Genomic DNA, 15,763 nt, shown 5'->3' with positions numbered 1-15,763 from the left:
TATGGCTGGAAAAACACATTCCTCAGCAGAGCATGAACACTTCCCTTGGAAACACGTAGTTGGCTTCATCCTATCCATCGTGCTAACCATTTTAGCATTCTGGATTGCCATTGGAGCTGAAATTGGCAGTTCCGCAAAACTATGGATTATCTTTGGTTTTGCATTCATTCAAGCATTCTTGCAGCTGTTCATGTTCATGCACATGACAGAGAGCGAGAACGGGACTGTTCAAGTCGGAAATACATTGTTTGGTCTATTCTGTGCGATTATTTTCGTCATCGGATCTGTTTGGATCTTCGCGGCTCACTACAGCCACGGAGAGAACAGCAAAGACGGATATTCACCGTCTGCGCCAAAGCAGTCTGAGCATTCAGATAAGTAATAAAAAACCACTCATCTTCGATAGATGAGTGGTTTTTATAATGATTGCGATAGCGCTTCCAATTGGTGGTGCGATATCTATCTGCTGCTGAATCTTTTGCGAATGAATGGAAGTCCATAGATGAGGAACGCTGCAATGTGAGCCAGAATGACGTTAATGGCAAAGAATGCGATCATGAAGGTATGTCCTGTTGGAGATAAACTGCTTGTCATGTAAAGACCGAAGAAAATCCACATAATCAAAATAGGTGGAATTGAAGCTAATGCGATTTTTCTGTTTTCTAGCCATAAAAACAGGGGTGTAGCCGTTGCAATACATAGGTACGCAAAGAACATATCCATCGTATCCAACTCCTTTGTAAGTTGATGTTCAAATCAAATGAGAGGTCTGGATGCAATTGTGTCTGTTTTTAGGAGATATTGTGAACATTTTGTTACAAGTATTATACCACAATTGACTTTGAAGTAAACTCAATAATTGGAAAATGGGCCTTATTCCGTAGAAAGTGGTTTTTTTCCTCATTCCTCAGTACATCTTATGATGGCTGGATGTTTGCTTGTCATATCGCCACATAGGTCATTGAATTTTCCCCTTAAAATCTGTAAAATGATCTTTTTAAAGGACTTGTGATCGGTTGAAATGAAAGAGTCGAAAGGAATTTTTTCCTATTGTTAGGATGAAAAGTATTTCATTTTTTGAAAATTGATTGGAACCTTTCAGACGTATCTTCCGTCATATTTAAGGTGAGTTGCTTTTATGAAAATTTCAATCTAATATAAATAAGGGATTTTATGTTTTGTAATAAGGGTGGTTAGTTCATGAACAAGCAGAATACATCTCCTTACTATCAGGGAGATTTGATTTTTATATTTTTAGCCTTCTTTGCCATCAGTGTCATCGCCATCTATGCTGCGGGTCAATTTGGGCAGTATGGATCTAATGCATGGACCAGACAGATCATTTACTACATGGTCGGGGTAATATGTATTGTGGCCATTAATTACTTTGACCTCGAGCAATTAGAAAAGCTGAGCTTATATATTTTTATAGGCGGCATTATGCTGTTAATTCTATTGAAAGTCGCTCCTGCAAAAATTGGAAGTTATGACTTTGCTCCAATTAAAAATGGTGCAAAAAGTTGGTTTGTGATACCGGGGATCGGAACACTTCAGCCCTCAGAGTTCATGAAAATTGGCTTGATTATGATGCTCGCTTCTGTCATTGGGAAGGCAACCCCTAGAGGAAAGCGGACATTAGAAGATGATATTTTTCTTCTATTAAAAATTGCTGGTGTGTCTGCTATACCAGTTGGACTTATCTTTATGCAGGATGCTGGTACGGCGGCTGTCTGTATGTTTATTGTCGTTGTGATGGTGTTTTTATCAGGTGTCAATTGGAAACTGATCTCTCTCATCGGTTCCGTGGTTGTATTATTAGTTGCCGCTGTATTAGCCGTAATCATTCTATTCCCTGATTTTGCGAAAACAATTGGTATTCAGCAGTATCAGATTAACCGGATTACCGCTTGGCTGCCTGATAGTTCTACTTCAGCCAATCAAGCGCAGACACAGGATGCATCTGGGTCTGATAAATATCAAGTGGATCAAGCCATTATGGCCATTGGTGCGGGACAAATTTTTGGGAATGGCATTAAGAACTTAAAAGTCTATGTCCCAGAAGCACAAACAGATATGATTTTCTCCATTATAGGAGAAGCCTTTGGCTTTGTAGGCTGTGCATTTGTTGTGATCATGTTCTTCTTCCTGATCTACAGGCTTGTCGTGCTGATCGACCGTATCCATCCTTATAGCCGATTTGCGTCATTTTTCTGTGTGGGATATACAGCCCTGATTGTGATCCATACGTTCCAGAACATTGGGATGAACATAGGCGTGATGCCTGTAACGGGGATTCCGCTCTTATTTATCAGCTTCGGGGGAAGCTCTGTTTTATCTGTTCTTATTGGATTCGGTATCGCATATAACGCAAGTGTTCAATTAACGAAATATCAAAGTTACTTATTTAAATAAAACGGGTAAAGGGCAGTCTAAGCATAGGCTGTCTTTTTTTGTGTGAGTTCTAATTTTTGAAAAGGAATATGTCTTTGTCATATGATAGTAGGAGTGAAGGAGGTCTCGAATTGAATAAAACGATAGAAACCATATTAAATCATCGGTCCATCCGTTCGTTTACAGACGAGCGTTTGACAAAGGAAGAGGTACTGACACTCGTCAAAAGTGCACAGGCTGCTTCAACATCAAGCTATGTGCAGGCATATAGCATCATTGGTATAACGGATCAGGAGAAGAAGGCGAGGCTTGCTGAACTGGCTGGCAATCAGCCATACGTTGAGAAGAATGGGCATTTCTTTGTCTTCTGTGCAGATTTGAAACGTCACGATTACATTGCGAAAAAAGCAGGTAAGAACCATCAGGAGTCTCTTGAGAATACGGAAGCCTTTCTCATTAGCGTCATTGATGCGGCATTGGCTGCGCAAAACCTCAGTGTAGCCGCAGAATCAATGGGACTTGGGATCTGCTATATTGGCGGACTGCGTAATCAGCTGAAAGAAGTCTCTGAATTACTTGAAACGCCTTCCTATGTGCTGCCGTTATTTGGTCTGGTTGTCGGACATCCAGCCAATCAATCGTCACAAAAAGAACGGATGCCAATTGAACTGATTTATCATGAAAATTCATATCAGCAAGATGAAGCGCACGTGGATCGTTACTTAAAAGAATATGATGATCGTATTTCAGCATATTATGAAGAACGAACAAACGGCGAGAGAAAAGATACTTGGTCTGAGCAGATGCTTCGGGGCTTTAGCAAGCCAAAGCGTGCCTTCCTTGGAGATTTTGTGAAAGAGAAGGGCTTTAATCGAAAATAAATAATGACATCCCCCTTTCGATTGAGAGAGGGGGATTTCTGTAAGAGGTGCAGCTTAATGAAATTAAGTATACTGGATCAATCTCCTTTGATTGGAGATGCAACGCCTGCTGAAGCGCTGAGACAAACCGTTGAGCTGGCAAAGCAGGCGGAAGAGTGGGGCTATCACCGTTTTTGGGTATCAGAGCATCACTTTTCAAACCGGCTTGCAGGATCGAGCCCTGAGGTGCTTCTCGGCCATTTATCAGCCGTTACGTCACACATGCGCATTGGCTCAGGCGGCGTCATGCTTCCTCACTACAGCGCGTATAAAGTAGCAGAGAACTTCAGGGTTCTCGAAGCATTGGCTCCGGGCAGAATTGATCTTGGGATTGGACGTGCCCCTGGAGGTATGCCGATCTCCTCTATTGCACTTCATCATGGTGAACGAAAGCGTCTAGGTGATCAATATCCTGAGCAAGTAGAAGAATTGAAGATCTATTTACATGATCTAGCGGATGAATTCTACCCGCTGCCTCACCTGACCGCTTCTCCGAAGGTAGAAACCGCACCAGAGGTATGGATGCTTGGTTCATCTGGAGAAAGTGCAAGGCTAGCAGCGAAAGTAGGTGCTGGCTACACGTTTGCTCTTTTTATTAATGGTGAAGGCGGAGAAAACTCTGTGGAGCAATATATCAATCGGTTCGAGCCTTCAGCATTCGGTGATGAGCCGCGCGTCAGTCTTGCGGTTTTCGTTTTATGCGCAGAAACAGAGGAGCAGGCAGAAAAACTGGCTGTCAGCCTAGATTTATCCTTACTAGCCAATGAACAGGGTCAGAACCTTGGGGGCTTTCCTTCATATGAAGATGCAAAGGCTTATTCATACAGTCCATATGAACAAAAACGAGTGGCTGCCAATCGGAAGAGGATGGTGGTTGGGACGCCATCTTCTGTGAAACAGCAGCTTACAGCACTAGCAAAGGCTTATCGTACAGATGAATTGATCGCTGTGACCATCACACAACATATGCAAGATCGGCTCACATCGTATCGTTTATTAAAGGAAGCATTTGATGCATAATATGTATCTTTACCGTACGCGCAGCCAATAAAAGGGGCGTAGGACCATCATGATAAGGCTTGTCGCTAGCAAGCCATTAAGCTCGCATGTAAAAGGTAAAAAAAATAAACCAAGGTGATCGAAAGATAAAAAGCAGTAAAAAAAAGAAACGATCCATAGCCATCTCAACATCAGTCGCTCTTTCCTCCATACATGATAGAAATAAAAAAGCCTTGATGAGCTGATCCGCTCATACAAGGCTTTTTATGTGATTTTCGTTTATTCAGGATAAATGTCGAAAGGTTCTTTCGTTTGAACGGTATCTGATTTACCTTTCAGACTCGCATACGCAACCATTGTATACTCTCCAGCTTCTAGCTTTTGACCTTGATTGATCGTGCCATTCCATTTCAAGCGTTGTTCCCCTTTATCAACATGTTGATAAACACCCGCTTCACCTAAATACTCTCCATCTGTCGAGTAGACGAGGAATGCGAGGTTCTCAGCACCGCCTGGCAGATAGCTGCTAATGACATAGCTTCCAGCACGGTTATCAGGCTCTACGGAAACCGAAGTGACGCGCGGATAATCAGGCTCTTTCACAATCAGTAAAGTAGGGATTTCAGTGACCTTTTTGCCATTTTCGCGGATCGTGATACTGCCTTGGTGCGTTCCTTTTTTTGTTTTTGCGTAATTCACTTGTACCGCGGAAGTAAAGGATCCAGTGGAATTCCCTTTGACGGTGATTTTTTTCGTTCCGTTTGTACTAATGCCGCTGCCATCGAATTTGTAATCAATGGTATAGGTTTTCGGTGCTTTTGAAAGGTTTTCTACCTTGAATTTTTTCGTTTTGATTTGAACGCCTTTTTCTTTTAAGAAAGTGCCGTAAGAATAGCTGGCATCAGAAACGATAGAAGACGCTTGAAGTGATTCGATGATTCGAACGCTGCCTGTTCCCTGTGTGTTGTGAGGGAATGGGCTGCCATTTGCGTCATACAGTTTTTCCGATGTATTCATCATCAATGCTTTGATTTGTTCAGTTGAGTACGATGGTTTTGCTTGCTTAATGATCGCTGCAACCCCTGCGACATGTGGAGATGCCATGCTTGTTCCTTGCTTAGAGCCATATCCGTATGGCTGCGAAGGATCATGCGTCGGGATTGTACTCACAATGCTGACGCCAGGCGCTGATAGATCAGGCTTAATCATCCACGTATCCACAACAGGTCCGCGAGATGAGAAGTCCGCTACTTGTTCACTGAGTTCTTTGACAAATTGAATGGAGAAAGTCGTTGTATTGTTTCCAGCCTCAATGGCTTTGACAAGCGCTGTTCCTTCAGCTTTTGAAAGCTTAATTGTAGGAAGAGCAAGACCTGGTACATCTACTGGAATTTCTCCATCGGTATTGTTATACATGACAACGCCGATCGCACCAGCGGCTTTTGCATTGTCCACTTTATCAACAAAGGCAATGGCTCCGCGTTCAATCACCGCAACCTTTCCTTTGACATCGATGTATTCAAATGCATTTTCGTCACCAATACCTGCTGGGACGAGTGTGACTTGTTTTTGGTCAAGTGCTTTTAAATCACTTTCTTGATAATAGCCCATGATTTTTGCCGTAGAATAGTTCGGGAATTTCACATTGTAAAGGCTGTACGGAAGCTGAGTTGCTCCGACAGAAATGGCATCTCTTGACGTACCAGGAGAACCGACTGTCCAGCTGTTCGGACCGCTGTTTCCATTTGATGTAACAGCGACAACGCCTTCAGACATGGCCCAATCGAGTGCGATGCTCGTTGCGTAATCAGGGTTATTGACACTGTTTCCGAGGGATAGGTTCATGACATCTGCTCCGTCAGTGACAGCCCGGTCGATGCCTGCAAGGACGTTCTCAGTTGTCCCAGATCCACCTGGTCCAAGTACACGGTACGCAAGAAGTGTGGCATCTTTTGCGACACCTTTAATTTGCCCATTCGCCGCAATCGTTCCTGCGACGTGTGTACCATGATCTGTGGATTCGCCTCTAGGATCTCCTTTAGGTGTTTCTTGTGGAGAATAGTCATTATCAACAAAATCATAGCCTTTGTATAAACCGAAGTTTCCTTTTAAATCAGGGTGGGTATAGTCAACTCCAGTATCAATGACAGCAACTTTTACCCCTTTGCCAGAATAGCCGGCATCCCAAGCTTTTGGTGCACCGATAAATGGAGCGCTTTTATCCATAAGTGGGGAGACATCCTCATTTGGAAGCTGGACACTTTCCTTTTTCACTTCATCTGTTTTATATGTAACATCCGGATAAACGGCTTTTACTCCGTCAACTGCGAGCAGCTTCGGGATTTCGTTAGCAGGAAGTTTCATAGAGAAACCTGAAAAGACTTTTTCATATTCTTGACGAACACTCGCTTTATCTACCTCTTTGAGTGCTGCTTTCTTTACTTTTGTTCGAGATTTTTTGAGGGAGGCTTTCGTTTGTGCTTCGCCTTCTTGCTTGGCTTCAACTAAGGATTTTTCCTTTAATTCAACAATGACAGTGGTTTGTTTTCTTGAGTTGACATTGATTTCGCCGAAGACTTCTGCTTTTTCCAATTCCATCTTTTTGTTAGATGGAGCGGCAGCAGCCTGTTGACCTGAAAAGAATGTGGATAGAATAAAAATAGTGGAGAACAATAGAACAGAAGAACGAGAGATTCCTTTTTTCAATTAATTTTCCCCTTTCTAGCTGTGTATTTAGGGAGATAGCCTTTCTTTTTGTGGATAAATAGGAAAGATTCACTGCCCGTTATTAAGTATTCAATACGATGAAAACAATTCCTTTACTAAAATGGTCTTATTTTACATAGTTATAAAGAACTATTTTGTTTATAAAGTCGCACTTATGCACAATTGTCTGTTGATAACTCAAATATCCGGATACATATATGGAAAACAAAAAAAATCCATACACAAAATCTAGTGAGGGGGTGTTGATATGTGGATAAACCCTGTTGATAAGGTGTGCTTATCTTTTGGATAGTGTGTGTATAATATTTTTCTTAAAAGATCATGGAACGTGAGGATCTTCTGCACTTTTCAACAAAACCTCTGAAAACTAGTTTGTTTTTTCACCCAGATTGTGACAAACCTCTCTTTTTTCTCGGGATATGATAGGAGCAGTTATTTTGCTAGAGCTGCTAGATTCTAAGAAAAGCGGGGGATGTTCAGTGAAGAAATTGAAGAGCTGGTTGAGTGTATGGTTTGGTTTCATGATGAATGTGCTTGTGAATCCTGGTGTGATGATGAAGCAAGGCTTTAAAGCGGCCGCAGTGGATGCTGGATTCTTTCAAGTAGTGAAAGAGAGAGAGCTAGAGAAGCTGGCAGAGGAAAATAAGAAGAAGCGCAGGGCAGAGAAACAGTTTCAGCAAAGTCTGATGATGCTTTATGAGAAGGCGACGAGAGAGGCGCGTGCTGGTCCGCTCTTACCTTTACAGAAGAGGTGAAACAGGGTAAAATCCCACATAAGAAACGTTATCTGGTGGGAGAGGATACCCCTTGAAGATATATAAAATATTGAATAACAATGCAGTGGTTGTAAAGGAGGGTGATCAGGAGAAAATTGTGATGGGGCCCGGAATTGCTTTTCAGAAGGGGAAAAATGACGTCGTTCCCGTTCAAAAAATAGAGAAAATATTTGTTGTGCGTGAAGAAAATGAGAAATTCAAACAAATTCTTGCAACATTGCCAGAAGCGCATATTGAGGTGGCAGAGCATATTATCAGTTATGCAGAGGGTGAACTCATGATGCCGCTCAGTGATCATATCCACATATCACTGACGGATCATTTATCCTTCGCCATTGAACGCGTTCAAAAAGGCATTGTGCTATATAATAAATTGCTTGGTGAGATCAAAGTCTTATATAAGCAGGAATATGACATTGGAAAGTATGCCATTCGTTATGTAAAGGAGCGGCTTGGGGTTGAACTGCCGGACGATGAGGCAGGATATGTGGCGCTTCATATTCATACGGCCAAAATGAATACGGAGTCCATGAAGAAGACCGTCAAATACACAACGATGATCAAAGAAATGATCGAGCATATTGAAAGCTATTTTCATCACTCGATTGATGAAGATAGTATATCCTATCAGCGGCTAGTGACACATTTGAGGTATGCTCTAGGCAGGTTGGAATCGAATGAAGCATTTCAAATTATGGACGATGAGATGCTGATTTTTATCCAAACAAAGTATGATTCGGCTTACCAGTGTGCACTTGGACTCGCTGACTTGTTGAAAAATGAATATGGACTTCATCTCCCTAAATCGGAGATCGGCTACATCACGCTGCATGTCCAGCGTCTGCATGATGCCGAATTGGTTTAATGGTTGTGCCTGCATGCAGGCTTTTTTTTATGCACACTACTCTTATTAGTGTATATGGGTCAATTGATTCGAAAAAATAGATTGACGCAGGTCGCACTCTTATACTATGATGAAAGCGTAATCAAAATTCGATATCGTGGGATTGTGACTGTCAGGCAGGCAAGACCTAAAATTTGCGTAACGATTGGACGTGTATGTCCTTTGATCGTTGGTGAATTTTAGGTCTTTTTTGTTTTAAAAAAGGAGGAGACAGCATGGATTATCAAAAAACAGCCAAAGAATTAACAAAATTATTAGGTGGTAAAGAAAATGTCATCAGTGCAACGCATTGTGCCACACGACTCAGGTTGGTGATGAAGGATGAGGACCTGATTGACAAAGAGGCCATTGAAGAACTTGAAGGTGTGAAGGGGGCCTTCTCAAGCTCAGGACAATTTCAGGTCATTTTTGGGACTGGGTCTGTCAACAAAGTATATGAGCCATTTGCTCGTGAGACCGGTCTTGAGACAGACGACGAGAAACAAAAGCCTGTCAGCCATGATGAAGCAGTGAAACAAAAAATGAATCCACTTGCCCGTTTTGCCAAGACGTTATCGAATATTTTTGTACCAATTATCCCGGCGATTGTTGCGAGCGGTTTATTAATGGGTCTTCTAGGCATGATGAAAGCATTTAAATGGGTTGATCCAAGCTCTGCGATCTTCCAAATGCTTGATATGTTCTCAAGTGCTTCCTTTATCATTTTACCGATTTTAATTGGTGTCAGTGCAGCGAAAGAGTTTGGTGGAAATCCGTACTTAGGTGCCGTCATTGGGGGAATTATGATTCACCCTAACCTGCTCAACCCATGGGGACTGACAGAGGCGAAACCAGAGTATATGCATTTATTCAATTTTGATATTGCTCTTCTTGGTTACCAAGGAACGGTCATTCCAGTCTTATTGACTGTGTATATCATGTGTCTTGTTGAAAAGAATTTAAGAAAAGTCGTTCCAAACAGTATTGATTTACTTGTGACCCCGTTTGTGACGGTGATTGTGACTGGATTTGTGACGTTTATTGCGGTTGGGCCGCTCGGAAGAATGCTCGGTACAGGAATTTCAAATGCACTGACATTTGTTTATGACCATGCAGGATTCTTAGCCGGACTCATTTTCGGAGGTACTTACTCTTTAATTGTGCTCACAGGGGTTCATCATAGCTTCCATGCGATTGAGGCAGGATTGCTGAATGATATTGGAAGGAACTATTTGTTGCCGATCTGGGCAATGTCCAACGTAGCACAAGGCGGGGCGGGATTGGCTGTCTTTTTCTTAGCGAAGCGTGCGAAAACAAAAGAAATCGCGCTTCCAGCAGCATTTTCTGCTTTTTTAGGCATTACAGAGCCTGTGATATTCGGTGTGAACCTTCGCTATCGTAAGCCGTTTATTGCCGCAATGATCGGAGGCGCATTAGGCGGCGCATTCGTTGTCTTCACGAAGGTAGCAGCTAACGCTTATGGTTTAACAGGTATTCCGATGATTGCCGTTGCAGCACCATTTGGTTTACAAAATGTGGTAAATTATGTTATTGGTATGTTAATCGCTGTTGCTGTTTCATTTATTCTCACTATCATTTTTAAAGTAAAAGAAGTCGAAAAATAATCAAGGAGTGGTCACAGTCATGACAACAATTGATGCAGCACTTCGTCAAAAGGTAGCAGATCGTATTCGAAACTATGAGCATTTGGTGAAAAAAGATGTGTACCGCCAGCATTTTCATCTGATGCCGCCAGTTGGTCTTTTAAATGATCCGAATGGATTGATTCAGTGGAAGGGGATATACCATGTCTTTTATCAATGGCAGCCATTCAAAACGGGACATGGTGCAAAGTTCTGGGGTCACTACACATCTACTGATCTAGTAAATTGGCAGCATGAAGAAGCCGCTCTTGCCCCAAGTGATTGGTTTGATCAAAACGGCTGTTATTCAGGCAGTGCCTTTATAGACGACGGACACATGTGTGTGATGTACACTGGAAACGTTCGGGATGAACAAGGAAACCGTGAGACATATCAATGTTTAGCTGTTTCAGACGATGGAATTCATTTTCAGAAAAAGGGAGTCGTGGCGACATTGCCAGAAGGATTCACCGCACATTTTCGTGATCCGAAGGTATGGAAGCGAAATGGTCAGTGGTACATGGTTCTAGGTGCACAAAGCCAAGACCTCAAAGGACATCTTGTCTTGTTCACCTCTGATACATTAGACAATTGGACGTTTCAGGGCATGATTGCGGGCAGTGGAAAAAATGGTTTAGACGATTTCGGCTATATGTGGGAATGCCCAGATCTGTTTGAATTAGACGGCCGTGATGTATTGATTGTGTCGCCGCAAGGGCTCAAGCCTGATGGCTTAAAATATCACAATACACATCAATCAGGCTATTTTGTTGGCACATTGGATGATGCGTCTTATCAATATACACACGGAGCATTTGAGGAGCTGGATCGCGGCTTTGATTTCTATGCGCAGCAGACCTTTCAAGACGAATCAGGCAGACGTATTTTAATTGGATGGATGGGTGTGCCTGATCAAGGAGAAGAGCATCACCCGACGATTTCCTATCAATGGATACACTGTTTAACGATTCCGAGAGAGCTCCGTTTAGATGATGAGGGACATCTTATTCAAAAGCCAGTAACTGAGCTTCAGACCATGCGGACAAATGAACAAGAGCATGTATTTTATATTAAGCGCTCTGTTCATTCCATTCCTGTAGATGATATTACTAGTGCAGAGGTATTCATTGATCAAATTGAAACACAGAAAGGGTTTGAATGCTGTATTCGTGCGGCTGCCCGTATCATTTATGATAAAGACGAGGGGAAACTGACATTAGAACGAGATCGATTTGAAGATCGATCAAAGGAAATTCGTGAAGTGGAAATAGAGGAATTACAGGACCTGCATATCTTTATCGATGCATCGTCGATTGAGATTTTTGTAAACGGAGGCAGGGAAGTATTTACCTCACGCTACTTTCCTTCCCCGGGAAATAAATCAATCTCGATGAGTGGCAGAAATGAAACGAAGCTGAAATTGAAGACATGGCATTTACAAAAAGAAGCAGGTCATTGATCTGCTTTTTTCTAGTGAGATCAGCCTGTATCTTAGAGCCTATAGCGTGTATATACAAGGTTGGCCTGAAGCGGTTTGATGACGTTTTACATATATGATAACAGGTTGAATTATGGTATCATTTTAAAATATATACAGCTGAGGCTGACGTTTATCCAAATGCGGTGGGACAAAAAGGGGTTGTTTACTTGAATTCAAAACAGCAACCGACGACTAGAAAACGCTTGGAGACAATGGCAGATCATGTTGAAGATAAACGTGAAGAATATAAAGAATTGCTGATTCAAGTCCAATCTATTCTCGGTGAACCTTCTCTAGAGCAGGAAGAATTAAAAGAGAAGCTGTCAGATACGTATAAACAAATGAAAGAATATGCCTTATTTGTTGAATCTATTGAAGCCTTTATTCGAAAAATGGCGAAAGAATCTGATCAGCAAAAGTAGGTAAAAAAGTATGGTGAAAGAGTGTACCTGGGTGCGGGTATGCTTTTTTTATTTAAAGATTATCTATGTTAGTTTTATTCTAAATCTTAATGTATGAAGATAAATAGAAATTTGTAGATAGATTATTTAATGTATATGAGTTATAAAAGTGCAAGAAATATTACAATGGCGGAAGGATAACCATTCTTCTCAAAACGAATGTAGAGAGAACTGATATCCATATTTTATCTAATATATGAGTGGATAGTAAAAATAATCCTAAGGGCTGTCTTAGGATTATTTTTTGAAATTCTTTTATGTATTTCTTGAACCCACTTTCAATCCAGTAAAGTGAGATCAATTATAGTATTTTGTATCTTATTGAATTGTAGAATTTATTTTTATAGCTTTAATAATAGTTTTTGATCTCCGTATTTAACATTTCTTCTAGTTTTTTTTCCTCTAGTATATTAAGGACTGTTACAGCTTTTTCAGAATACTCTTCAGGTGAAGCTATATTTAAGTTTTTTAGACATATCCCTTTACGACCATAGCAGATTGCCATCTCCCTGTATGCACCATGTCTTTTACAGAGAGGGATTGCTTCTTCTAATACAACTAATGCCGACTTAAATTTATTGTATTTTATTAAAAGAAGCGAAAAATTAACTCGAATATTAATTTCAATTTTATAAGTATCTTGAAAATTCTTATATAAATTAAGTCTTTTCAATGCATTCTTTGCTATATGTATAGCCGTTTCTATAGGAAATATAAAAAGTATAGAGTTTATAAGTCTAATATCGATCAGGTACCAATTTTCAAGCTTAGAAAGACGTTCCCAAACAGTATCTGCGTGATTGCGTGCTTGCGTGCTTGTTCAATACTACCCGTTTCATGAAGCACTATTAAAGCTGTACAAATACATTGAATATCACTGACCAATTGGTCCTCAGAATCTGATAGCAACCTTTCAGATTCTGTTTTCAATTGTCTTAATTTGTTTGGATGATTGAAAGTCGTACGAAAAAAATCGTTAATAAACTTTTGCCTTCGAGTATATTGAAAATCGTTCATAATATAGTGAAACTCATCTAAAGAAACGTCTACTTTTTCCAGTAAAGCCATAAAAGATGACGCAAGTATGTCGATTCGATGTAGTTCAAACTTTGAATAAGCACTTTGTGATAGTAAACCACTAGAAACATAATGCTGAGTATATCCTTTGTTCTTTCTAATTGATCGCATAGTCCGTCCTATATTGCTAAGCAATTTATTGTCCCCTTTCAGTTTAGCCTTTTTATTCGGATATTTAACAGGCGATCACATAGATTTTTCTGAAAAAAACACTTTATTAACTGCACCTTCACCTAGTATAGAGTTAACTATAGAGCTTTTTGTTAACAATATTACGGTATGCTTATTTCTGATTAGTGGAGTTTTTTTATTCAGTATACCAACTGTTTTTTTACTTTTACTTAATGGTTTTTTTCTGGGTATCGGTGTAAAATCATTAATGATGTTAGGGCTAAATGGAACAAATCTCTTTATGAAGCTGTTGCCACATGGAATTCTAGAAATCCCTGCATTCTTATTATCAGCTAGCATAGGATTTTTAGGTTTAACTTTTTATTTCAATTCTCCTAAAAAATATCTGAAGAAAATACTAAAACCGTTGATTTTAGTAGTCATTTTAGTTTTTATGGCTGCTATAATTGAAGGTTTTATAACTGTTTCTTTATAAAGTGAGTGATTACTTTGCAAACAATATTTTCATGGGTTAAATGGAAAACTTATATTAGATGGAAAAGTACATGGGGGTCTTTTTACTTTGTAAGCGGTAAATGGGGTGAGAGACTGGGTTTATTAATTCTATTAATAGATTCAGTTAAAGCTATACTTTATACAACAGTATATTACTCAGTGTTCACATTTATTATATTTAATGAAAATTTGGATTTAATTGATAATCAAAACGCAACTATTGGCTACATAATAAATAAAATAGCCAGTATACAAAATAATTCTTTAATAATATGGAATATTTATTTTTTAATCCTGCTAATGTATTGTGTATTCGTTGGTGTCAAAGCCTCTAACTGGAGTCAGTTTTCAGAGGATATAGAACTATTATCAAACACTAAATTGTCAAAAAAGTATACTAGATCACTTTTGCTTTTTGAGTCGATGATATGGAACTACAGAACTTTTGTTTTAAATATAGTTACTTTAGGTATATCCTTAAATTTAGCTGCGGGAGCAAATTTTATTAATATAGTTATTTTTTTCATAATTGCGAATTTCCTTTATCTTATTTTGAGTTTTACTTTTGCTCTCATACACTATTTGTATATATTTTATAGAAGCTATTGGATGAAAGGAAGTATATTGATCCTCCAAATAGTTTTAACCAGACTCATATTGATTTATGTTGGATATAATTTAGCATCAATATTTCAAAATTGGATTCGGAAAGCACCATTTTATTCAACTGGATTTACTAACGAAGACTTAGAATTATGGACTCACCAGGGTTATTCTATTGTGACAGATAATATATCTTTTCTTTTCACTTCAAAATGGATTCCATACAACTATATATCCTCATTATATTATAATGATAGATTTGGTTTGCTATTTTTGATTTTATCCGCTTTAGTATTAATAATTTTTTTCGTACTAGTCATATTCAAAAATATATTCACATTCGAAAAATACAAGTCTGATTATAATTACACACTCCTACCTCTTTTGGAAAAGTTACATCGTAATTTTATGTTTAAAATACCATTTATAGGTAAAAAAAGCAATTATTTTAAAATGTTTTTCCGTTCTTCTATTGCCTTTAGAAAAATGGATCATCTTGTGGGGGGATTGTTCTTTTGGGGATTAATCGGGATATATAGCGGTTTGCTAAGCGGAACCGATCTATCTGAAAAACCTTCAATATTTATTATATATTTAATTGTCTATTTTAATACATATTTTTTCTGTGAAAATTTTTATAATCACTTTAAAGGTTTAATAGCTCTAGATAGCGAAGGAGAGAAGGCTTTGCTTTATCTAAACACAAGTCAAAACCTATGGAAATTATTGAAACAAAAGATATTAATATTCTCAGTATATACAATTTTAATTACCCTTATTTCACAAACTATATTAACAGTTGTTTCAGGATCTAATTTGAATTTAATGATTTGGTTATTATTAAGCCAGACGTCATCTTTAATCATGTTTATTCTCTTTTTGCTAATTCCAAGTGTCTATAATGCTCACTTTAATTTTTTTAATATTGAACAAGTAGGGGAATTTGCAGATCAAAAAACAACTTCTTCTATCATAAATCTAGTTATAACAGGAGCTTTAATTCCATTATTAATGATACCTTGTATCTTGTATTTATTTGAAAGAATTGATTTAACCAAGTTGATATTTGTGAATTGTATAATTATTCTAGGGCAATTTCTTGTATCGATTGGATTAATTGTCTTATTTAAGAAAAAAGTGAGTAATACAAAATATTTTTGGGGGAGGTATTAGAGT

At 39.1% G+C, this 15,763-nt stretch carries 13 protein-coding genes and 1 pseudogene; 11 read left to right on the top strand and 3 right to left on the bottom strand.

Annotated elements, in window-relative coordinates; translation table 11 throughout:
• The first annotated feature begins 1 nt into the window (after nt 1).
• Nucleotides 2-382, top strand: coding sequence for a cytochrome aa3 quinol oxidase subunit IV (gene qoxD / locus C6W18_RS09050; protein ID WP_034321976.1), 381 nt, complete (start codon nt 2-4; stop codon nt 380-382).
• 77 nt (nt 383-459) lie between these two features.
• Here qoxD and C6W18_RS09045 read toward each other — a convergent pair whose 3' ends face one another.
• Nucleotides 460-723, bottom strand: a complete 264-nt coding sequence (locus C6W18_RS09045) for a spore morphogenesis/germination protein YwcE (RefSeq protein WP_034321979.1) — start codon at nt 721-723, stop codon at nt 460-462.
• Between the two features lie 477 nt (nt 724-1,200).
• On the opposite strand from C6W18_RS09045, the gene C6W18_RS09040 reads away from it, so the two are divergent.
• The 3 genes from C6W18_RS09040 (at nt 1,201) to C6W18_RS09030 (ending at nt 4,331) form a co-directional block, all read left to right on the top strand.
• Nucleotides 1,201-2,412: an FtsW/RodA/SpoVE family cell cycle protein gene (locus tag C6W18_RS09040; RefSeq protein ID WP_034321982.1), complete on the top strand. Its 1,212-nt coding sequence runs from the start codon at nt 1,201-1,203 to the stop codon at nt 2,410-2,412.
• A gap of 110 nt (nt 2,413-2,522) precedes the next feature.
• Entirely contained in the window at nt 2,523-3,272 is a 750-nt protein-coding gene (gene nfsA, locus C6W18_RS09035; protein ID WP_105927369.1) for an oxygen-insensitive NADPH nitroreductase, read from the top strand.
• 57 nt (nt 3,273-3,329) lie between these two features.
• A complete protein-coding gene (locus C6W18_RS09030) occupies nt 3,330-4,331 on the top strand; it encodes an LLM class flavin-dependent oxidoreductase (RefSeq protein ID WP_105927367.1) in 1,002 nt (333 codons plus the stop codon).
• Nucleotides 4,332-4,589: 258 nt separating this feature from the next.
• Here the strand turns inward: C6W18_RS09030 and C6W18_RS09025 are convergent, their stop codons facing one another.
• Complete coding sequence (locus C6W18_RS09025) at nt 4,590-7,016, bottom strand: S8 family peptidase (protein WP_105927366.1); 2,427 nt, start codon at nt 7,014-7,016, stop codon at nt 4,590-4,592.
• Between the two features lie 500 nt (nt 7,017-7,516).
• Here C6W18_RS09025 and C6W18_RS09020 point away from each other — a divergent pair, with 500 nt between their 5' ends.
• The 5 genes from C6W18_RS09020 to C6W18_RS09000 all read left to right on the top strand — a co-directional run bounded on the left by C6W18_RS09020 (nt 7,517) and on the right by C6W18_RS09000 (nt 12,241).
• Nucleotides 7,517-7,792: a hypothetical protein gene (locus C6W18_RS09020; RefSeq protein WP_034321992.1), complete on the top strand. Its 276-nt coding sequence runs from the start codon at nt 7,517-7,519 to the stop codon at nt 7,790-7,792.
• 52 nt (nt 7,793-7,844) lie between these two features.
• Nucleotides 7,845-8,678 carry a PRD domain-containing protein gene (locus C6W18_RS09015; RefSeq protein WP_034321994.1) on the top strand — a complete coding sequence of 278 codons (834 nt, stop codon included), beginning with the start codon at nt 7,845-7,847 and terminating at the stop codon, nt 8,676-8,678.
• Nucleotides 8,679-8,932: 254 nt separating this feature from the next.
• Nucleotides 8,933-10,321, top strand: a complete 1,389-nt coding sequence (locus C6W18_RS09010) for a sucrose-specific PTS transporter subunit IIBC (RefSeq protein ID WP_105927364.1) — start codon at nt 8,933-8,935, stop codon at nt 10,319-10,321.
• A 19-nt stretch (nt 10,322-10,340) separates the two neighbouring features.
• A complete protein-coding gene (locus tag C6W18_RS09005; protein WP_105927362.1) occupies nt 10,341-11,798 on the top strand; it encodes a sucrose-6-phosphate hydrolase in 1,458 nt (485 codons plus the stop codon).
• Between the two features lie 188 nt (nt 11,799-11,986).
• A complete protein-coding gene (locus tag C6W18_RS09000; RefSeq protein ID WP_008359596.1) occupies nt 11,987-12,241 on the top strand; it encodes a hypothetical protein in 255 nt (84 codons plus the stop codon).
• 388 nt (nt 12,242-12,629) lie between these two features.
• Here C6W18_RS09000 and C6W18_RS08995 read toward each other — a convergent pair.
• Nucleotides 12,630-13,043 (bottom strand): annotated as a pseudogene (locus C6W18_RS08995) (Rgg family transcriptional regulator); the annotation flags it as partial.
• A gap of 402 nt (nt 13,044-13,445) precedes the next feature.
• On the opposite strand from C6W18_RS08995, the gene C6W18_RS08985 reads away from it, so the two are divergent.
• Nucleotides 13,446-13,964, top strand: a complete 519-nt coding sequence (locus C6W18_RS08985; protein WP_105927357.1) for a stage II sporulation protein M — start codon at nt 13,446-13,448, stop codon at nt 13,962-13,964.
• 14 nt (nt 13,965-13,978) lie between these two features.
• On the top strand, nt 13,979-15,760 hold the full coding sequence (locus C6W18_RS08980; protein WP_105927355.1) for a hypothetical protein: 1,782 nt from the start codon (nt 13,979-13,981) through the stop codon (nt 15,758-15,760).
• Nucleotides 15,761-15,763 lie beyond the last annotated feature (3 nt).

It is taken from the genome of Bacillus sp. LLTC93, from assembly GCF_002993125.1.
GTDB lineage: Bacteria > Bacillota > Bacilli > Bacillales > Bacillaceae > Bacillus > Bacillus zhangzhouensis.
This window is presented reverse-complemented; position numbering and strand designations above follow the sequence as displayed.